Annotated in this window: 21 protein-coding genes; 17 read left to right on the top strand and 4 right to left on the bottom strand. The window is 47.2% G+C overall.

Annotation, left to right across the window (positions count from 1 at the left end):
• Positions 1–38: 38 nt before the first annotated feature.
• Complete coding sequence (locus RQM65_RS12450) at positions 39–803, bottom strand: exodeoxyribonuclease III (protein WP_314015429.1); 765 nt, start codon at positions 801–803, stop codon at positions 39–41.
• A gap of 444 nt (positions 804–1247) precedes the next feature.
• On the opposite strand from RQM65_RS12450, the gene RQM65_RS12445 reads away from it, so the two are divergent.
• The 7 genes from RQM65_RS12445 (at position 1248) to RQM65_RS12415 (ending at position 4440) form a co-directional block, all read left to right on the top strand.
• Positions 1248–1595: a cupin domain-containing protein gene (locus tag RQM65_RS12445; RefSeq protein ID WP_314015427.1), complete on the top strand. Its 348-nt coding sequence runs from the start codon at positions 1248–1250 to the stop codon at positions 1593–1595.
• 164 nt (positions 1596–1759) lie between these two features.
• Positions 1760–2176, top strand: coding sequence for an OsmC family protein (locus RQM65_RS12440; protein WP_314015426.1), 417 nt, complete (start codon positions 1760–1762; stop codon positions 2174–2176).
• 22 nt (positions 2177–2198) lie between these two features.
• A complete protein-coding gene (locus RQM65_RS12435; protein ID WP_314015425.1) occupies positions 2199–2507 on the top strand; it encodes a carboxymuconolactone decarboxylase family protein in 309 nt (102 codons plus the stop codon).
• 11 nt (positions 2508–2518) lie between these two features.
• Positions 2519–2983, top strand: coding sequence for a hemerythrin domain-containing protein (locus RQM65_RS12430; protein ID WP_314015424.1), 465 nt, complete (start codon positions 2519–2521; stop codon positions 2981–2983).
• A 43-nt stretch (positions 2984–3026) separates the two neighbouring features.
• On the top strand, positions 3027–3290 hold the full coding sequence (locus tag RQM65_RS12425; RefSeq protein WP_314015422.1) for a hypothetical protein: 264 nt from the start codon (positions 3027–3029) through the stop codon (positions 3288–3290).
• A 33-nt stretch (positions 3291–3323) separates the two neighbouring features.
• The gene (locus RQM65_RS12420; RefSeq protein ID WP_314015421.1) at positions 3324–3650 is read left to right on the top strand and encodes a 2Fe-2S iron-sulfur cluster-binding protein; all 327 of its coding nucleotides are present in this window, start codon (positions 3324–3326) and stop codon (positions 3648–3650) included.
• Positions 3651–3894: 244 nt separating this feature from the next.
• Positions 3895–4440 carry a DUF488 domain-containing protein gene (locus RQM65_RS12415; RefSeq protein WP_314015420.1) on the top strand — a complete coding sequence of 182 codons (546 nt, stop codon included), beginning with the start codon at positions 3895–3897 and terminating at the stop codon, positions 4438–4440.
• Between the two features lie 42 nt (positions 4441–4482).
• Here the strand turns inward: RQM65_RS12415 and RQM65_RS12410 are convergent, their stop codons facing one another.
• Positions 4483–4923: a DoxX family protein gene (locus RQM65_RS12410; RefSeq protein ID WP_314015419.1), complete on the bottom strand. Its 441-nt coding sequence runs from the start codon at positions 4921–4923 to the stop codon at positions 4483–4485.
• A gap of 41 nt (positions 4924–4964) precedes the next feature.
• Entirely contained in the window at positions 4965–5636 is a 672-nt protein-coding gene (locus RQM65_RS12405; RefSeq protein WP_314015418.1) for an RNA polymerase sigma factor, read from the bottom strand.
• Positions 5637–5770: 134 nt separating this feature from the next.
• Here RQM65_RS12405 and RQM65_RS12400 point away from each other — a divergent pair, with 134 nt between their 5' ends.
• The 4 genes from RQM65_RS12400 (at position 5771) to infB (ending at position 11060) form a co-directional block, all read left to right on the top strand.
• Complete coding sequence (locus RQM65_RS12400) at positions 5771–6163, top strand: hypothetical protein (RefSeq protein WP_314015417.1); 393 nt, start codon at positions 5771–5773, stop codon at positions 6161–6163.
• 344 nt (positions 6164–6507) lie between these two features.
• A complete protein-coding gene (rimP, locus tag RQM65_RS12395) occupies positions 6508–6969 on the top strand; it encodes a ribosome assembly cofactor RimP (protein WP_314015415.1) in 462 nt (153 codons plus the stop codon).
• Between the two features lie 13 nt (positions 6970–6982).
• Positions 6983–8215 carry a transcription termination factor NusA gene (nusA, locus tag RQM65_RS12390; RefSeq protein WP_314015414.1) on the top strand — a complete coding sequence of 411 codons (1233 nt, stop codon included), beginning with the start codon at positions 6983–6985 and terminating at the stop codon, positions 8213–8215.
• A 94-nt stretch (positions 8216–8309) separates the two neighbouring features.
• Positions 8310–11060 (top strand): translation initiation factor IF-2, encoded by a 2751-nt coding sequence (infB, locus tag RQM65_RS12385; RefSeq protein WP_314015413.1) that lies wholly within the window; start codon positions 8310–8312, stop codon positions 11058–11060.
• Positions 11061–11217: 157 nt separating this feature from the next.
• Here infB and RQM65_RS12380 read toward each other — a convergent pair whose 3' ends face one another.
• Positions 11218–11589, bottom strand: a complete 372-nt coding sequence (locus tag RQM65_RS12380) for an SPOR domain-containing protein (RefSeq protein ID WP_314015411.1) — start codon at positions 11587–11589, stop codon at positions 11218–11220.
• A 238-nt stretch (positions 11590–11827) separates the two neighbouring features.
• On the opposite strand from RQM65_RS12380, the gene RQM65_RS12375 reads away from it, so the two are divergent.
• From RQM65_RS12375 to RQM65_RS12350, 6 genes are all read left to right on the top strand, one after another.
• Positions 11828–13213: a cytochrome c3 family protein gene (locus tag RQM65_RS12375; RefSeq protein WP_314015409.1), complete on the top strand. Its 1386-nt coding sequence runs from the start codon at positions 11828–11830 to the stop codon at positions 13211–13213.
• A gap of 34 nt (positions 13214–13247) precedes the next feature.
• The gene (locus RQM65_RS12370) at positions 13248–16484 is read left to right on the top strand and encodes a TAT-variant-translocated molybdopterin oxidoreductase (protein ID WP_314015408.1); all 3237 of its coding nucleotides are present in this window, start codon (positions 13248–13250) and stop codon (positions 16482–16484) included.
• Between the two features lie 34 nt (positions 16485–16518).
• On the top strand, positions 16519–18276 hold the full coding sequence (locus RQM65_RS12365; protein ID WP_314015406.1) for a helix-hairpin-helix domain-containing protein: 1758 nt from the start codon (positions 16519–16521) through the stop codon (positions 18274–18276).
• A 177-nt stretch (positions 18277–18453) separates the two neighbouring features.
• Positions 18454–18984, top strand: coding sequence for a DUF3341 domain-containing protein (locus RQM65_RS12360; RefSeq protein WP_314015405.1), 531 nt, complete (start codon positions 18454–18456; stop codon positions 18982–18984).
• Positions 18984–19547, top strand: coding sequence for a c-type cytochrome (locus tag RQM65_RS12355; RefSeq protein WP_314015403.1), 564 nt, complete (start codon positions 18984–18986; stop codon positions 19545–19547). The genes RQM65_RS12360 and RQM65_RS12355 overlap by 1 nt, the downstream gene beginning before the upstream one ends.
• A gap of 19 nt (positions 19548–19566) precedes the next feature.
• The gene (locus RQM65_RS12350) at positions 19567–20931 is read left to right on the top strand and encodes a quinol:cytochrome C oxidoreductase (RefSeq protein WP_314015402.1); all 1365 of its coding nucleotides are present in this window, start codon (positions 19567–19569) and stop codon (positions 20929–20931) included.
• Positions 20932–20935: the final 4 nt, after the last annotated feature.

Genomic DNA, 20935 nt, shown 5'->3' with positions numbered 1-20935 from the left:
TAAAGCTAGCGGGCGGCCTGCCTTGGGGACAGTTGAAATTATAGATCAATTTCAATTCCAATAGGGCAGTGATCCGACCCAAAAATATCGGAATGAATCGTGACCGACTTCAATTTTTCGACCAAAGCCTCACTGATCAAAAAATAATCGATACGCCAGCCGGTATTACGCTCCCTTGCCTTGAACCGGTAGCTCCAATAGGTATAGGCGACCTCATCGGGGTGCAACAGCCGGAAGGAATCGACGAACTGAGTATCCAAAAATCGATCCATTCCGTCGATTTCGGTTTGGGTATAGCCTGCAACCTTATTATAATTGGCCTTATCGTTTTTAAGGTCGATGGGCCGATGCGCCACGTTAAAATCCCCGCAGGCTATTACTGGCTTGGTTTTTTCAAGATTCTTCAAATAGGCCAAAAAATCCTTATCCCATTTTTGACGATAGTCCAAACGGACCAGCTCCCGGCCGGAGTTAGGCACGTACACGTTGACCAGGAAAAAGTTATCGTACTCGGCACATTGAACCCTTCCTTCCATATCATGCTCCGCAACCCCCATATCGTTGGTAAAGGAAACGGGCCTTTCCTTGCTCAGAATCGCAGTACCGGCATACCCCTTTCTATCCGCCGCATTTAAGTGAGTGTTGAAGTTTTCCAGTGGTTCCAGCGCGGTCGCCGTCTCTTCGTTCTGGGCCTTTGTTTCTTGCAGACAAAGAATATCGGGCCGCAGCTTTTCGATGGATTGAAAAAAATCTTTTTTAACGATGGCGCGGATGCCGTTTACGTTCCACGATACGATACGCATAACTTATTCCATTTGATTTGGTATTGAAAAATGCTGTACTTCACAAGCCGATGGGGGCAAAACAAGACATGATGGTCCGCAAATGAAAAATGGGAGCTACACCGTGACATACCCTGGAAAGCCTTTAAGGTTTAAGCGAATTCGCTAAAGGTAACGCAATTAATCCGCATGACAAATCTGAGATTGGCGATAGGGAGCCCACCATAGAGCTGGTTAAAATTCGACCCTGCCCTACCTTGACCATAGCCGAAAGGCGGTCTTTTCTATATTCCGCAAGCTCGATGAAATAGAAATTTTTTTATTTCGGATAGATTTGTCCGAATTAAAAAAAACGCCTACCTTCGTAGTAGGCAATTGAGGCAGTATAAGGCTTCCCGCCCTGACGATTTGAAAACAACAGGCAATACATCGGATTGATATTTTTTAATCCACAAAAAGATTTAAATGAAAATAGCATCCTTAAGCAATAATATTGAGTACCACGAAAGCCGACCTACGATTCAAGTTTTACTGGAATCGGAATCAGGAAAGGAACTCCGGATCGCCTTTAAGGAAGGGCAAGTAATGAAGAGACATAGAACGCCTTTTCCCATTGTGGTCGAAATATTTGACGGCTGCATCGATTTCGGAGTCAACGGAGACGTCCACACGCTCAAAAAAGGGGACCTGATCGCCCTGGACGGCGGCGTCCCCCACGACCTGACCGCCACCGTGGACAGTATCGTGAGGTTGAGCCTAAACCGTGGCGATACCGCTAAACGCGTAGAAGATGTCGCGAAAACATCCCAGTGAAATATAAAAGCATCGATGAGGAAATCCGCGTTGAGCCCTTACCGAATTGAAAAAGAAGTACGACGGCCCGAGGGCAAGGACCTCACCATTAAAATTATCGTGGAACTGAATATCAGCGCTGGGGACTAGGTCGAATAATTAAATACCAATTTAAAGCACGTACAATGAAACATACAGCAGACGCCGTTTGGAACGGCTCATTAAAAGAAGGAGAAGGAAAAATAACGACAAAAAGCAAGGTCTTGAACGATTCGCAATACTGCTTCAATTCCCGGTTCGGCGATGGCAAAAGTACCAACCCCGATGAGTTGTTGGCAGCTGCTCACGCCAGCTGCTTCGCCATGGCCCTGAGCCTATTTTTGGGCGAAGCAGGGTTCACTGCCAAATCCATCGACGTTACCGCAACGGTTACTATGGATGCGGATGAGCTCGAACTTACCGGGTCGCACTTAACGCTGAAAGCCAAAATCCCAAAAATCGATAGAAGCGAATTCTTGGACTGTGCCAACGCCGCCAAAAAAAACTGTCCGGTCAGCAAAGCCTTGAGCTTTGAAATTACTATGGATGCACAACTTATATAGACAATAACATAAACTCAACCCCATGGACAACGAAAAAGAATTGGCGAAGAAAAAGGCGGACTTGGCACCCAAACAGATAGAGGCCTGGCGCAACTTCAGCAGAACGGTTTTCAAGGAAGGGGTGTTGGACGAAAAGACAAAACAACTGATCGCCGTAGCCGTGGCTCACGTTACCCAATGCCCATGGTGCATTAAGGCCCATACCCCGATGGCGCTGCGAAAAGGGGCAAGCAAGGAAGAAATCATGGAGGCCATCTGGGTAGCGGCGGAGATGAGGGCCGGGGCTGCCTACTCCCACGCCACCATTGCCATGGAGGAAATGGAAAAATAAAAGTAAAACGGATGGAAGCAAAAAAACCGATCAAAAGAAACAAAAATTTACAGCCGCTAAGTCGCGACCACCACCATACCCTCTTGTTGTGCTGGAAAATCAGAACGGGCTTTTCGAAAAGTGTGGAGCCAGAAAGGATCAAGCGCTATGCCGATTGGTTTTTCGAGCATCATATCCGCCCCCACTTCGATATGGAAGAAAAATACCTGTTTCCCATCTTGGGCAACGACAACGAACTGGTCAAAAGGGCGCTTGCGGAACATCGTAGACTGGGCAGGCTCTTTCGCGATACCGATACGATTTCAAAATCACTCAGTCTGATCGAGGAAGAATTGGAAAAACACGTCCGCTTCGAAGAGCGTGTCCTATTTGGCGAAATCCAAAAAATGGCCACCGAGGCACAATTAGAAACAATCTCAAAAATACATACCGATGAAAAATTCAGAGACAATACAAATGACACATTCTGGGAGTAAAGACAGCAACGGGAATAGATTCACACAAACGTACGACAGATTGTTGTCTGAATATAAGAGTAAGGAATACGGGTACGCCACGTTGGCTATTTTGGGGCAGAGCTGCCTCGGGGGAATAGCCGCCATGCTCATTCTTTCGGTCGATAGCTCCTTCGGACTCAAAATTGCCCAACTTTTTCTAGTAACCTTATTGACCATGGGCTACAACGCAGCGGTGCTGGCACAACTAAAGTCAAAGACCGCTTTTGCCATACTGCTATTAAGTGTCGTATTCAGCAGTATCGTAATAATTGCCCATTTATTTTGATCAGTGGAAAAATCGCCATTCGATACGTAGCCCATGGCTCCAAAAACCTATAGTCTTTCCTACTTTAACGAGTTCGACGAAGAATGCGATGCTTCGTTCATAATCAATGAATACCATAGCCTAATGGAGCTGCTCTTCGACAAATATATCGAGGATTGGGGCGACTGCAAGGGTCGGGCATGGTGCGGCACTTGCCATATACAGATTATCGAAGGCAACCTGTCAGAGAAAATGGACGTTGATGAAAGACATACGCTTTCAAAAATCGGGAACGCAACCGAGACCAGCCGCTTGGCCTGTCAGATTCCCGTGAATGCCGAACTGCACAATCTGGTATTCAAAATGATGGGGCGCTCTTAGAATTTTAACGTACACTTAACCAGTATGCACTCAGGTATTAAGTTAAATTCCCTATTTTTAATCATAGGAGTTTTGACGAACAAAGCAAAAAAACGATTATGAAGCGGCAATTGGCCCATTTGAAGGTCAATGAGGATTTGATCGTCAAGGAGGCGTTTTAATTCCTGCATATGGTCGGCAACCCCCCGGCTACCGGCACTGGCGGTAAGAGCCTCAGCGAGTTCTATTGATAAAACAACTACAATTGAATATAGTGGAGCCCGAGCAAAAAGAAAAAACTATATGGACAATAGGGCACTCGACCCATAGTCTTGATGAGTTCATCCAAATGCTACAGTCCTCTCAAATAGAACTTGTAGCCGATGTCAGAAGGTTTCCCGGTTCAAGAAAATACCCTCATTTTAACCAAGAGGCCCTGCAAGGTTCATTGCGAGAAAACGCTATTGAATATAGGCATTTCGAAGCTCTGGGCGGTCGGAGGAAGGCGCGGCCAAATTCGAAAAACACGGTTTGGCGCAACGCATCTTTTCAAGGTTATGCGGATTATATGGAAACCCCCGCTTTCAAAGACGCTATATCCGAACTCGAAACTGTCGCATCGAAACGGCGCACCGCTTACCTGTGTTCCGAAGCGGTATGGTGGCGCTGTCACCGCTCCATGATTTCCGACCTCCTAAAATATCAGGGGTGGGAAGTAAACCACATCATGGGAGTCGGTAAGGAGACCGAACACCCCTATACCGGTCCGGCAAACATTAAAGGGAAACGGCTGACGTATGAAGCGGGATAGGAAGAACCTCTTTTTTGTGCCATAGGTTATTATCGAGGTCTGTCAGTTGATATTGGAATCGTCAGGATGGAACAAGCTATCTACTTCCATATATTTCTCTTTCATGAGGCTTAAGGCAAATGCCGCTGCGGAAGCGCTGAAGACCGAATAATCAAAAGCACTTTTTGCCCCTGTCGAAAATGTCATCGACAGCGCAAAAATCAACAAAAGAAATCCGCTCAATTTAGCAATCAGTTCCGTTTTAAAGCCGACTAAGAGAAGAGTCGCAAAGATAACCTCGGCAACGGTAGCCACTCCTGCCAGAATCGGAATCATAAAATCGGGCCCCCACGTAGTTAGCAATGCGGTATATTCTACAAAACTGTCCCAGTTGCCCCAAGCTGACACCTTGGCGCCCCATAGTCCGAATCTATCGGCAACCGCCGACAGAAATCCTATGGAAAGGGCAAGTCTTAAAAATAGTTTTACTGCCTTGGCATACATAATTCTATTGTCATAATCGAGCTTAATAAAGATGGCAAGCGCTATATACTTGCCATCACGTTTTCGGTGAGCCTGTCACACCGCTCAAAACCGAATTCAAAAATACTTTTGTCGACCGATAACGCGTACAGTTTTTCCTTTAGCATCGCCTTGGCACGGTGTACCCGAACTTTCACGTTCGAAACCGTCAGATCAAGTACTTCGGCAATCTCTCGATATCGCATTCCTTCTACTTCCTTAAGTATATAGACGGTTTTATATTTTATTTCCAATTGATCAACGGCATTTTCCAAAAGTTGCTTGGCTTCGCTCATGATAATTCTTTTCTGCGGATTCATTTGGTTTTTGGGCTGAATTTCAAAAACGAGGGCATCTTCGGAATTCCAACCTTGTTCGCTCATATTGAACATTTTTCCTTTCTCCCTTAAACGTAACAAGGCCTCATTGATTCCAATGCGTATAAGCCATGTGGAGAAAGTGGAGTTATGGTTGAACTGGTACAGCTTTTCAAAGGCTTTGAGATACGTATTCTGCATAGCATCCTCTATTTCAGCCTCTTCCTTAAGATAGCTTCTGACCACCCGGTACAATTTTTGGTTGTTCCGTCGGATTAAAAGCTCATACAGCTCTTTCTCACCCCCCAAAACACGCCGTATCACTTCAGACTCCTCTATTTTTCCATTATTGAAATCGTTGATTTGTATGGCCTCCATGTTATTGCTTTTCCTTTGGATGGTAAAACTTGAAAAAAGTTACAGAGGTCTGTAACCTTTTTAAAAGTTCCGCATCCAAAGCGTAGTGAAATGATTTCAGTAACAAAATGTCTAACAAATTAAAAGATACGATTATGAATGCGAACGTACAACTAGTAAAGACTCTTTTGAAGTACACCTTCGGATTGGTACCGATTGTAGCGGGATTGGATAAATTCACGAATATCTTGACCGATTGGAGTCATTATGTGTCATCCGGGCTTGCCGAAATGCTTCCCTTTGAGCCGGGCACCTTTATGATGATCGTTGGAATTATCGAGATCGTGGCGGGTATCTTGGTGTTCTCTAAAACAAGGATAGGGGCCAATGTGGTTTCTGCTTGGCTCGTGGCCATCGCGTTAAGCCTTATTTTTAGCTGGAGCTATGTGGATGTGGCCGTCAGGGATCTTGTCATGGCTATAGCTGCCTTCTGCTTGGCAAAACTTTCTGAGAACCCCCTGGACACCAAGACCGTAAATCTATCATAAAAAAAGTAAAGGCCAGTGCGAAAAACCGCATGGTGACCGTTTCGTCACCATGCGGTTTTTTTATTCGCCTACACGTCTAGCAATGAGTATCGATAAGAGCCACCCCACGGAATCAGAACCAAGACACCCCGACTGCAACGATATATACTGTTAAATCATTGCATAAACCAAAAAAGTTGTATATTTGCGCCACTGAAAGAATATCGAAAGTATTCATGAGGGGACAATTATGGTCCTCTTTTTTATTTCCGAAACTTTCGCGCTGCTTTGAAAATAATACCTCTGCTTTGTGATAATTCGGACAGTCCCGATGCTATCGGTATTTGGTGAAAACGGTTTTTTATATGTTCAAAGATAGGGTAAAAGCACTTTTAGAGGAGGCCTTAGACGACAATGATTCCTTATTTTTAATTGACTTTTCGGTATCCCCCGACAATTCGATAAAGGTCGTTTTGGACGGTGATTCAGGCGTCACCCTTGAAGATTGCATGAAAATCAGTAGAGCCATCGAACATAATTTGGATCGAGACGCCCATGATTTTTCCCTTGAAGTAACCTCCGCAGGTGCTGCAACACCCCTGACCCTAGCCCGACAGTATCCTAAAAATATCGGCCGTAAATTGAAAGTCAAGACGGCCTCGGAGACCATGGAGGGAAACCTGACCGAAGTGACCGATACCGGCATCAACCTAGAGTGGAAAACAAGAGAACCGAAACCCGTCGGAAAAGGGAAGGTCACGGTCCGAAAAAAAGCGGAAATCGATTTTTCGGATATTGTGGAAGCAAAAGTTATAGTAACAATTTAATGCTAATAGCCTAATGGAAAATATTGCGCTCATTGAGTCTTTTTCAGAGTTTAAGGATGATAAGTTTATTGACAGGGTTACATTGATGGCCATTTTGGAAGATGTATTCCGTAGCGCCCTCAAAAAGAAATTTGGATCTGACGATAACTTTGATATCATCATCAACCCAGACAAGGGCGACCTGGAAATTTGGCGTAATCGAACGGTCGTACCCGATGGCGAAGTCGAAGAACCCAATGAAGAGATTTCCTTGACGGAAGCCCAGAAAATCGAACCCGATTTCGAGGTGGGCGAAGATGTATCGGAAGAGGTAAAACTGATCAACTTGGGAAGAAGGGCGATTTTGGCCCTCCGCCAGAACTTGATCTCCAAAATACACGAGCACGATAACACGACCATATACAAGCATTTTAAAGAGCTCGAGGGCGAAATTTACACCGCTGAGGTACACCATATTCGCCACAAGGCCATCATTCTGCTTGACGACGAAGGCAATGAGATCATCCTTCCGAAGGACAGGCAGATTCCCTCTGACTTTTTTAGAAAAGGGGATAACGTACGCGGTATCATCGAAACGGTCGAACTGAAGGGAACCAAGCCCACCATAATTATGTCGCGGGCATCCCCAAAATTTTTGGAGGCTTTGTTTTTTCAGGAGATTCCCGAGGTCTATGATGGTCTTATCACCATTAAAAAGGCGGTGCGCATTCCGGGCGAAAAGGCAAAGGTCGCCGTTGACTCCTATGATGACCGTATCGACCCTGTTGGTGCGTGCGTAGGCATGAAAGGATCTCGAATACACGGCATCGTGCGCGAATTGGGCAATGAAAATATCGATGTGATCAATTGGACTGGGAATCCGCAGCTCATGGTCACCCGTGCCTTGAGTCCGGCTAGGGTTACCAGTGTTAAATTGAACGATGAGAACATGACCGCACAGGTGTACCTGCGGCCCGAAGAAGTCTCGAAGGCCATTGGTCGTGGCGGACATAATATTCGCTTGGCCGGACAACTGACCGGTTACGAAATAGACGTATTCCGCGAAGGCGTCGAAGAAGATGTAGAGCTTTCCGAATTTAGGGACGAAATCGATGCGTGGATCATTGAAGAGTTCAAGAAAATTGGACTTGACACAGCTCGAAGCATCCTAGACCAGGATGTCGACGACTTGATAAAGCGTACCGATCTTGAGGAAGAAACCATTAAGGAGGTCGTACGCATACTCAAAGACGAATTGGAAGAATAGCGAGGAACAGGTCTCGGGAACCCTTAATTTTAGTAAAAACCCGAACTAAGTTCTATATTCGCAACGATTATAAGGTTTAAGGAGAACAGTATTTATGGCAGACACTGCAAAAATTAGGCTTAACAAGGTCCTCAAGGAATTCAACATTTCTTTGGATAGGGCGGTAGATTTTTTGTCCTCAAAGGGACATAAAATCGATTCCAGACCTACTACAAAGATTTCCAACGAGGTATATCAAGTGCTTCAAGACGAGTTTCAGACCGACAAGAGCAAGAAGGTAGCTTCCAAAGAGGTCGGCGAAGAAAAGCGCAAGGAAAAAGAGGCCCTGCGCCTACAGTTGGAAAAAGAGCAGGAAGAGAAAAGGTTAGCCCGGGAACGACGGGCCGAAGCTGCCTCCGCCGCCGAAGAGAAAATTGTCGGCAAGGTGGAGCTGTCAGGACTGAAAACCGTTGGTAAAATCGACCTTGACGCGGATAAGAAGAAAGCCGCTTCCCCGAAAAAAGAGGAGCCGAAACCCGAAGAGAAGGCCGAAACCACTGCTCCGGCAGAAACTCAAAAAGCAAAGGAAGAGCCAAAATCCGAGGAAAAGGTACAAGAGAAGAAAACCGAGGAAAAAAAGGAAGATTCCGAAGCGGAAAAAACAGTCGAACCATCAGCAGATACCGATAAGCCGGCCGCGGACACCGAAAAGGAGGACGATGAGGTGCTGAAAACCAATTATAAAAAATTATCGGGACCTACGATTACCGATAAAATCGATCTATCGCAATTCAAAAAAGCGAAGAAAAAGAAAGAAGACTCGGCACCCTCGACCGAACGTGGCGGAAGAAAGAAACGCCGCAAACGCATCGTTAGCAAGGCCGGTGGAGCATCAGCCCGAGGCAGAAACTTTAAAAAGGGAGGTCGGAAATCCGCGGCTGCCAGGGCAGAGCCTACCGAAGAAGATGTACAGAAAAAAATAGCCGAAACCCTCGAAAAACTACAAGGGAAATCCAAGAAAGGAAAAGGCGCCAAATACAGAAGAAGTAAACGTGATCAGCACCGTGAGCAGACCGAAAGGGATGTCGAAGCGCAAGAACTTGAAAATAAGACCTTGAAGGTAACGGAGTTCGTTACCGTGGGCGAGATTGCCACTATGATGGACGTTTCCACCACCGACATTATCTCGGCCTGTATGTCGCTCGGTATCATGGTAACCATGAATCAGCGCCTAGACGCTGAAACCTTGACCATTGTAGCCGATGAATTCGGTTATGATGTCGAATTCGTGACCGCCGACATCGAGGATTCCATCAAAATAGAAAAGGACGCAGAAGAAGATCTGGAACCACGCGCCCCTATAGTTACCGTAATGGGCCATGTCGACCACGGTAAGACCTCGTTGTTGGACTACGTACGGGAAACTAACGTAATCGCCGGCGAAAGCGGAGGGATTACCCAGCACATTGGCGCTTATAGCGTAAGTCTAAAAGATGATCAAAAACTCACCTTCCTCGACACCCCGGGGCACGAGGCCTTTACGGCCATGCGGGCCAGGGGAGCACAGGTTACCGATGTTGCCGTTATCGTAATCGCGGCCGATGATGATATTATGCCGCAGACTAAGGAAGCAATCAGCCATGCCCAAGCGGCAGGTGTTCCGATCGTATTCGCAATTAACAAGATCGACCGCCCGACGGCCAACCCCGATAAAATCAAGGAGGGTCTATCGCAAATGAACCTTTTGGTCGAGGACTGGGGCGGAAAAATACAGTCCCAAGATATTTCGGCGAAGACCGGAGAAGGTGTCGAAGACCTATTGGAAAAGGTCTTACTTGAAGCAGAACTCCTGGAACTGACCGCCAATCCCGACAAGATGGCGAACGGCACTGTCGTAGAAGCTTTCTTGGACAAAGGTCGTGGTTATGTCTCCACGATCCTGGTCCAGGGAGGTACCCTTGAAATCGGAGATTATGTATTGGCAGGGACCCATAGCGGTAAGGTTAAGGCCATGCAGGACGAACGCGGAAACGACGTTCCGAAGGCGGGGCCAGCCACTCCTGTTTCCATTTTAGGCCTCGACGGCGCCCCGCAAGCGGGTGATAAGTTCCATGTATTGCTAGATGAGCGCGAAGCCAAACAAATAGCTACTAAACGATCTCAACTTCAGCGCGAACAAACCGTACGTACCCAACGCCACATTACCCTGGATGAAATCGGAAGACGTATAGCTTTGGGAGACTTTAAAGAGCTGAACATCATTCTTAAAGGGGACGTTGACGGTTCGGTGGAAGCTTTGACGGACTCCTTCCAAAAACTGTCCACCGAAGAAATTCAAGTAAACATCATTCACAAGGGTGTAGGCGCAATTACCGAATCGGACGTTTTGTTGGCTTCGGCATCGGATGCCATCATCATCGGCTTCAATGTCAGACCGATGGGCAATGCTAGGAGCGTGGCAGAGAAAGAGGAAATCGACATAAGGATGTATTCGATCATCTATGATGCGATCAACGATCTCAAGGACGCGATGGAAGGGATGCTATCGCCCGAAATCAAGGAAGAAATCACGGGTACCGCGGAAATTCGTGAGACCTTTAAAATATCGAAGGTCGGAACCATTGCCGGGTGTATGGTCACCAGTGGCAAGATTTTCCGCAATTCGAACATACGGCTTATCCGCGATGGCGTAGTGGTGTTCACCGGGGAGCTGGCCTCCCTGAAACGGTTCAAGGACGATGTTAAGGAAGTGGCCAAAGGCTATGACTGCGGTATGCAGATTAAGAACTACAACGACATCAAAGAAGAGGATATCGTAGAAGCCTTCCAAGAAGTAGCAGTGAAAAAGAAACTGAAATCCAAATAAACGGGAAAATTCAAATTTGCCTTCCGAAAGGCAGGTCCCCAATTAAAAAAAATCGACCCATAGCGGTCGATTTTTATTTTAGGGCTGTCTGGTTTTATAGCTAAGCCCTAGGGGCATCCTACAGCCGATATCCGCTGTAGTACCAAGCCGGGATGTTTTATCGCGATGATTTTTTAGGCTGTAATAACATGGCATCGGGATACTTCTTACGCACTTCCCTGAACTTGCGCTCCGCATCGAGCTTATCCCTAAAACGGCCTACCCGTACCCGATAGGTAGGGGAATCAAAATCAATATGGGAAGAAAGGTTTGGAAAGTCTATCTCGACTTTCGATTTAATCTCCTGGGCCCTATCGTGTGAACCAAAGCCGACCTGAATGCGATAATAAGCAGCACTTTCGTTAGCCGTTTTGTAAATCGCCAACAAATCGGATATTTTTTGATCTTGTGCGATATTGACCTCTCCCTTTTGCGCTTGGACAAAAGCGGCGGACGCCGCAAAGTACAGAAGGCATACAATTCTTTTCATAATTTGCAATTAATTGGTGGTAAAAGCATTATACAAAAGTAGATTTTTAAACCACAGGGATGATGAAAAAGCAACTATTTAGAACAGTTATAAATTAAGTGTTATCAATCCATTAACATTTACAAACCAAAGTCTAATCCTTACTTTTGCACTTGATTTTGGCATGGATTAAACCTAGTAAAGCGTTCTACAAGCTTGTAAAAATCGTGCCAAAAGTTAAGATAGAAATCAAGTCCATATGCAAAAGCTTTCGTACTGTTCTCGAATTCCCAGAGTTTTAGGTGTAGGTGTACTATTTTTCCTTCTCTTTACAGCTTCCATTAGCGCGCAGGAAGAGGCCGAGGCCGATGACGTCGCGGCTACGGAATCGGCCGAAGGCGGTGAGGAAGCCACGGCCGAACTTGACGGGGACCCGGCTGCCGGGAAACAGCTGTTCAACCAAAACTGCGCTGCCTGTCACGCCCTGAACCGTAAAATGACCGGGCCCGCCCTGGCCAACATCGAGTCGAAGCTGCAGGAAGAAGAGGGATTGGGCAAGGACTGGCTCTATGAATGGATTAAAAACAGTCCGGGGATGATTGCCGATGGCGACCCCTATGCCAATGAAATTTACGAGGAGTACAACCAGGCGGCAATGACTCCCTTCCCGACCCTGAGCAACGAAGATATCGACAATATTTTGGCCTATACCGCTGCGCCCCCTACAACCGCTGCAAAGACGGACGACGCGGCAGCCGCAGGCGGGGCTGGAGGTGATGGATCTTCCGGTGGCGTCTCCAACGAAATTATTTTGGGGGCGTTGACCCTGGTCTTCGGCCTTTTGGTAGTCATGCTTTTCTTGGTGAACAAGACTTTAAAGCGCATTGCCGCTGCCAATGGAATCGCGGTCGAAAAAGAAAGGACCGAAAAGCGACTTCCCATTTGGAAGGCCTTCGCAAAAAATCAATTCCTTGTTTTCGTTTCCGTGATATTCTTGCTGTTGGCCGGAGCCTATTACGCTTACGGATGGATGATGCAGATCGGGGTGGATCAAGGCTACGAACCGATTCAGCCTATCCATTTCTCACATCGTATCCATGCGGGAGAAGACAAGGTCGATTGTAAATTTTGCCACTCATCGGCACGGGTCTCAAAACATTCCGGAATTCCGTCCTTGAACGTATGTATGAACTGCCACAAATCGATCTATGAGGTCTCCGAGGAAACCTTGGCCGTAGGAAAGGAGGAATATGGGGTGGACTATAACGAGGAAATAAAGAAATTATATGCAGCGGTAGGCTGGGACGATGAGAACCAGCAATATACCGGAGAGACCCAACCGGTCGAATGGGTCCGCATCCATAACCTGCCCGACCTTGTGTATTTCAATCACTCCCAGCACGTTTCGGTAGCGGGCATACAATGTCAGGAGTGCCATGGCCCCGTCGAAGAAATGGAAATTATGTATCAGTATTCGCCTCTGACCATGGGGTGGTGTATCGAATGCCACCGGGAAACCGAAATTAACATGGAAGGTAGCGAGTACTATGAAAAAATACACGCCCAGCTCGCGAAAAAATATGGGGTAGAGAAGGTTACGGTTGCCGACATGGGAGGAATCGAGTGTGGCAAGTGTCACTATTAACAGAATAAGAGAGCAGCTAATTACAGGTAAACGTATGGCATCAAATAAGAAATACTGGAAGAACGAAGCGGAGTTGAATCCCAATGACTCCATTGTCGAGACGCTACGGCAAAACGAGTTTGTCGAGGAAATTCCGGTCGATGACTTTTTGGGTGACAAAGAAAAATTATCCGATTCATCTACCAACAGAAGGGATTTTTTAAAATACATCGGCTTCAGTACTGCGGCCGCTTCCCTAGCGGCATGTCAGGGCCCGGTAAAAAAGTCCATTCCCTATGTAGTCCAGCCCGAGAACATTGTACCGGGGGTGGCCAACTACTTTGCAACAAGCATTGCCAACGGTTTCGATTTTGCCAGTATCCTGGTAAAGACCCGCGAAGGGCGGCCCATCAAGGTCGAGAACAATGTCGATGCCAAAGTCGGAGGAGGTGCTAACGCCCGCGTCCAAGCTTCCGTGCTGTCCCTTTATGACAGCACCCGTCTTCAAGGTCCGTTGGCTGACGGCGAACCTGTGGAATGGAGCGCCTTGGACGCCGCTGTAAAATCCAAATTAGGGAATTCAGGCAATTCAGCCCAACAGATAGCCGTATTGACCCAGACCTACGCTAGCCCATCTACCCAAAGGTTAATGGCGGAGTTCAAGACGCAGTACCCCAACGTGAACCACGTGACCTACGATGCCGTTTCCGAAGATGCCGCGCTAGATGCCTATCAGGGCAAATATGGGGAGCGCGCCCTTGCGGACTACGATTTCGCAAAAGCAGACCTTATTGTTTCCTTCGGGGCCGACTTTTTGGGCGACTGGCAAGGCGGAGGCTATGACAGCGGCTACGCAAAGGGCCGTATTCCAAAAAATGGCAAGATGTCGCGCCACGTACAGTTCGAGGCGAATATGTCGCTGACCGGCGCTAACGCAGATAAGAGGGTACCTCTTACTCCGATGCTTCAAAAAGTGGCCTTGGCGCAACTCTATGCCAAATTAAACGGCACCAACGTTGGCGGCGAGCTTGACGAAAACGTACAGCGGGTCATTGATGACCTCGCCTCCCAGATACGAAAAAACAAGGGCAACGCCGTGGTGGTATGCGGACTAGATGACGTACATGCCCAAACCGTGGTCTTGGCCATAAACGAAATGTTAGGGAGCAAGGCCTTCGACCCCGAAATGCCACGTTATGTGCGCCAAGGAAACGTCAAGGCCGTTAACAAACTGATCGAGGATATGAAGGGCGGAAAGGTCGGTGCCCTGATCATGGATGGCGTCAACCCCATGTACACCTTGCCCAACGCTGCCGACTTCAAGGAAGGTATGGAGCAAGTGGACCTATCGGTAATCTTCTCCGCCAACTGGAACGAGACCACCGAAGTGACCCAGTATACAGGCGCTGCAAATCATTATCTGGAGTCTTGGGGCGACCTGCAGATCAAAAAAGGACATTTCAGTTTGATGCAGCCGACCATTAGAGAACTGTTCGATACCCGACAGTTTCAAGCGGCCCTTTTGAAATGGTTGGACAGCGATAAAACGTACTACGATTACGTTAAGGAAACATGGGACACTTCTATACTTAACGGTGGGGATTGGAACAAGGCATTGCACGATGGGGTATTGCCATCCAAAGACAACGTCGGCCCCAACATGTTCCCGATCATGTCGACAATGACCTCCGAACTTACGCAAGAATTGGGAATGACGGGTCAGTCCATCAACGAAGCATCGGCAGACCCTGATAATACGACTTCCGAAGAAGACAAGGAGCAGACTGGTACAGCCGTCCAAGACGAGGCCATGAACGAGGTTCGGGCCATCCCGATCGCTACCGCCATCAACTACCTGACCAACGCCACCAGCGGTAACGGAATGGAGTTAACGCTTTATTCCAAAACGGGGATGGGCGCGGGCGATCAGGCCAATAACCCTTGGTTACAAGAATTTCCAGACCCGATTACGCGTGTTTCTTGGGATAATTATGTAACAGTTTCCAAAGCGGATGCCGATCGGATGGGCTTTGAGAACCCACATGTTGCAGACGGCGGGATGAACGGTAGCTATGCCAATGTATCGGTTAACGGCGCTACCATAAATAACGTTCCGGTAATCATACAGCCTGGGCAGGCCACCGGCTCCATCGGACTTTCGTTCGGTTACGGAAAGACAGTGGGAATGAAAACCGAAATGCAGACCGGGGTAAATGCGTATCCCCTGTATCGGGATTTTAAGAACATCCAATCCGCTACCATAGAAAAGGCTTCCGGCGTTCACGAATTCGCATGCGTCCAGCTACATAAAACCTTAATGGGGCGGGGCGATATCATCAAAGAGACCACTTTGGAAATCTTCAATACCAAAGATCATGCGGAGTGGAACCATGTGCCCCAAGTATCATTGAGCCATCAAGAAGTTCCCGCCACATCGGTGGACCTTTGGAGAGGTTTTGATCGTTCCGTAGGCCACCATTTTAATCTCTCCATCGACTTAAACGCCTGTACGGGCTGTGGCGCATGTGTTATCGCGTGCCATGCGGAGAACAATGTACCCGTAGTCGGGAAGGCCGAGGTCAGAAAAAGTAGGGATATGCACTGGTTGCGTATCGACCGGTATTATTCCTCCGAGGACACTTTCGAAGAGGACCTCACGAAAAAGGAGGAAATGGACGGGCTCTGGGGCGACAAAGGATCCCTGGGCGGTTTCGACGAGATGGAAGATCCCGCTACGAACCCCCAGGTAGTCTTTCAACCTGTCATGTGCCAACATTGTAACCATGCCCCGTGTGAAACGGTTTGTCCCGTCGCGGCAACTTCGCACGGTAGGCAGGGCCAGAACCAAATGGCTTATAATCGTTGCGTAGGCACGCGATACTGTGCCAACAACTGCCCTTACAAAGTACGGCGCTTCAACTGGTTCCTGTACAATAATAACGATGAATTCGACTACCACATGAACAATGACCTAGGCAAAATGGTCATCAATCCGGACGTCAACGTCCGTTCCAGGGGGGTCATGGAAAAATGTTCGATGTGTATCCAAATGACGCAAAAAACCATTTTAGATGCCAAAAGAGATGGTCGCACTATAAAGGACGGAGAATTTCAAACGGCGTGTTCTGCCGCTTGTAGCAACGGTGCAATGGTTTTCGGCGATATCAATGACGAGGAAAGCCAGGTTTCGGAATTGCTCGAAAGCAATAGAATGTATCATTTGTTAGAGTACCTGAACACAAAACCCAACGTATTCTACCACGTAAAAGTGCGAAATACCAACGAGGCATAAGAAGTTAAAAGTTAAGTAATTATAATTAATATTTATGGCGTCGCATTACGAAGCACCTATTCGAAAGCCCTTGGTTCTCGGGGACAAAGGTTACCACGATGTTAGCGTGGATATCGCCGCTCCCGTCGAAGGAAAGGCGAACAAACATTGGTGGATTGTTTTTTCCATCGCTCTGGTCGCGTTTCTCTGGGGTGTAGGTTGTATCATTTACACCGTGTCCACAGGCATCGGAACATGGGGACTCAACAAGACCATAGGCTGGGCGTGGGACATTACCAACTTTGTTTGGTGGGTAGGAATAGGACACGCGGGCACATTGATTTCCGCGGTACTGCTGCTCTTCCGGCAAAAGTGGAGAATGGCCATCAACCGTTCTGCGGAGGCGATGACCATCTTTTCGGTCATACAGGCAGGGCTTTTCCCCGTCATTCACATGGGCCGCCCCTGGTTGGCCTATTGGGTGCTGCCTATCCCGAACCAGTTCGGTTCGTTATGGGTCAATTTTAACTCCCCCCTGCTCTGGGACGTTTTTGCCATATCGACCTATCTCTCCGTTTCCTTGGTATTCTGGTGGACGGGACTTTTACCCGATTTCGCCATGATCCGTGACCGGGCGGTCAAACCTTTTCAGAAGAAAATTTACAGTCTATTGAGCTTTGGATGGACCGGTCGTGCCAAAGACTGGCAACGTTTCGAAGAGGTATCCTTAGTATTGGCAGGTCTTGCCACGCCCTTGGTACTTTCCGTACACACCATTGTATCTTTTGACTTTGCCACTTCCATCGTGCCTGGATGGCACACCACCATTTTTCCGCCCTATTTTGTAGCTGGAGCCATATTTTCGGGTTTTGCCATGGTGAATACCCTTCTGATTATCATGCGTAAGGTATGTAGTCTTGAAGCGTATATCACCGTGCAGCATATCGAATTGATGAATATCGTAATTATGCTTACCGGTTCGATTGTAGGATGTGCCTATATCACCGAACTGTTTATGGCTTGGTATTCTGGTGTCGAGTACGAGCAATATGCCTTCTTGAATCGGGCTACCGGGCCTTACTGGTGGGCCTATTGGAGTATGATGACCTGTAATGTATTCTCCCCGCAGTTTATGTGGTTCAAAAAATTACGGACCAGTATTATGTTCTCGTTTTTCATTTCGATTGTCGTGAACATAGGGATGTGGTTCGAGCGTTTCGTGATTATCGTTACCTCGTTGCACCGCGATTATTTACCTTCGTCATGGACCATGTTCTCGCCGACTTTCGTCGATATCGGAATATTTATCGGGACCATCGGATTTTTCTTTGTATTATTTCTTCTGTACGCGAGAACCTTTCCGGTTATTGCCCAGGCGGAAGTGAAGACCATTTTGAAATCCTCGGGCGAACGCTATAAGAAATTACGTGAAGCTGGGAAGCCATTGTATACCATCGAAAAGATGAATAGGATCGAACCCGAACAAGAGTCAGTTACCCAAGATGTTTTGATGGGCGAGGTGGTTCCCCCAAAGGATAACAAAACCGGCGTTTCCGATTTATTGCGCACCATCGGTAGGTTCGATGCGGCACAAGAGAAACCCGACGACCTTAAAAAGATAAAAGGAATCGGTCCGCAGATGGAAGCTACCCTCAACGACATCGGAATCTTTACCTTCGCCCAGGTCGCAAGAATGACCAAACGGGAATACGACCTATTGGATACCATTACGGAATCGTTCCCCGGGAGGGCGCAACGTGACGATTGGGCCGGACAGGCAAGATTGCTCAGCGGCAAGGAAAGAAACAAATAGGGCAAAGCGATGGCCGTAAAGCCTTGATAGTATCAAAAAAAGTAGTAAGTAATAATTAGCGATCATTAATTATTGAGAGATTATGTTCAGGGCTTAGTTGTGCCGGTCTTTCGGTAGCGACAGACCAGAACTTGATAAGCTCGCCCGGAAATGTCGGGAAACTAGAATTTAAAAACTATGGCATCTAAAACGATACATGCATATTATAACGACGACGACGTGTTGATGCATGCCGTTGGTAAGGTAAAGGCGGCCAAACATCACATTGAAGAGGTATATTGTCCTTTCCCCGTCCACGGGTTGGACAAAGCCATGGGCCTGGCCCCGACCCGTATCGCGATAACATCGTTCCTTTACGGTTGTGTCGGCCTTGTCGTATCAATTGTGATGATGAACTATATGATGATAGAAGATTGGCCTCAGGACATCGGTGGCAAACCGAGTTTCAGCTATATCGAGAACATGCCGGCCTTTGTCCCAATCATGTTCGAGCTCACAGTGTTCTTTGCAGCACACCTGATGGTCATCACCTTTTACCTAAGAAGCCGTTTGTGGCCTTTCAAAAAAGCGGAAAATCCCGATGTTCGTTCTACCGACGACCATTTCATCATGGAAATCGAAATTCATGAAAATGAAATTGATTTGAAAAACTTGCTATGGGATACCGGGGCAGTAGAGATTAATATATTGGAAAAAGATAGTCATTGATGATGAACAATTTCAAAAATTTAGGGTTGCTATTGGGCATGGTTTTTCTTTTGGCATCGTGCTTCGACAAAAACGAGAGAAACTATGAGTACATGCCCAACATGTACGATGCTGTAGGTTATGAAACCTACGACGAGGTTTATTTTCTCCCTGGAGGGACGGAAGCCCAGAGGCCTGTCGAGAACACGATCATGCGTGGATGGATACCCTATGGTATCGAAGACAGTCCGGAAGGCAAAGAACAGGCCCGTTTGCTGTCCAGCCCATTAGATTCGACAGACCGGGAGGAGAACTTGGCCGTCGGAGGGCAATTATATACCATATATTGTGCCATTTGCCATGGTGATAAAGGTGAAGGCCAAGGCACCCTGGTAAAGCGCGAAAAGATATTGGGCGTACCCAGTTATGCCGATCCGGCACGTAATATTACCGTGGGCACCGCCTATCATACTGTACATTACGGCTTGAACGCCATGGGTTCATATGCCTCGCAGATGAATACCAAGGAAATGTGGCAAGTATCGGAGTATGTCATGAAACTGAAAGACGATTTATCAAAATAATAGATTAGCACGCAGATATATGTACACAATTTCGAATAACTTAAAAATTGGGGCCATTGTTTTGATGGTAGTCGGTGCGTTGGGCATCATCGGTGGTTTTCTGATGGCACCGAATACCGTCGAGGAAGCCCAGGCCATGGTATCGGAACACGATGACGGCCATGAAGCTGCAGCCTCCGATGCCGGGGAATACGAAGAAAACGAAGATGCCGCCATAGGCATGGGCGCGGAAATCGAGCATGGTAATGCCTTGGATGCCCAAGCGGGTGAACACGATGCCGACCACGGGGAACATTTATTGCACCAATTACAGAACCGCCCATGGTCCGCCTTGTACGTGGCCGCGCTGTTTTTCTTTATGATCGCCTTGGGGGTATTGGCCTTCTATGCCATTCACCGAGCCGCTCAAGCAGGCTGGACGCCCTTGCTTTTCAGGGTAATGGAAGGCATAACGGCCTATTTGGTGCCTGGCGGAATAATTGTATTCGTTATTCTGCTCCTATCCGTACTGCACATGAACCACTTATTCGTTTGGATGGATCCCGAGGTCGTAGCCAACGACCATTTACTGCAGGGCAAATCCGGTTATCTGAACCCGACCTTCTTTCTGATTCGAGCGGTCGTCTTTTTGGGGGGATGGATTGCCTATCGCGAATATTCCAGACGACTATCGTTGCGCCAGGACGAATCGGAGGACAATTCAAACTTTAAACTGAACTTTAGGATTTCTGCAGGTTTTCTTGTTTTTTACCTCATTACAGAATCCATGGTATCATGGGACTGGATCATGAGCATAGAACCGCACTGGTTCAGTACTCTTTTTGGATGGTATGTTTTTGCAAGTATGATGGTATCGGGGGTAACGGTCATCGCCATGGTTACCATTTATCTGAAAACCATGGGGTATCTGCCCGATGTCAATGATAGCCATGTTCACGATTTGGCTAAATATATGTTCGGTTTCAGTATCTTTTGGGCCTATCTCTGGTTCTCACAGTTTATGCTTATATGGTATGCCAATATCCCCGAAGAAGTCACTTATTTCGTCCAGCGCATCGCTGATTATAAAATACTGTTCTTCGGAATGCTTGTAACTAACTTCGTACTTCCTTTCTTGCTGTTGATGAACAGTGATTATAAACGGATCAACTGGTTTGTAGTCATGTCAGGCATCATCCTTTTAGTGGGGCAGTACGTCAATTTCTTTCAAATGATTACGCCTTCGACCGTTGGAGATCAATGGTATATAGGCATACCGGAACTCGGTTCCATCCTGTTCTTCGCGGGACTGTTTATTTTTTGGGTATTCCGAGCTTTGGCCAGCGCACCCTTACAGCCTAAACGCAATCCCTATATCGAAGAAAGTAGGCACTTTCATTATTAAAATA

The sequence above is a fragment of the Pricia mediterranea genome (genome assembly GCF_032248455.1).
Lineage (GTDB): Bacteria > Bacteroidota > Bacteroidia > Flavobacteriales > Flavobacteriaceae > Pricia > Pricia mediterranea.
This window is presented reverse-complemented; position numbering and strand designations above follow the sequence as displayed.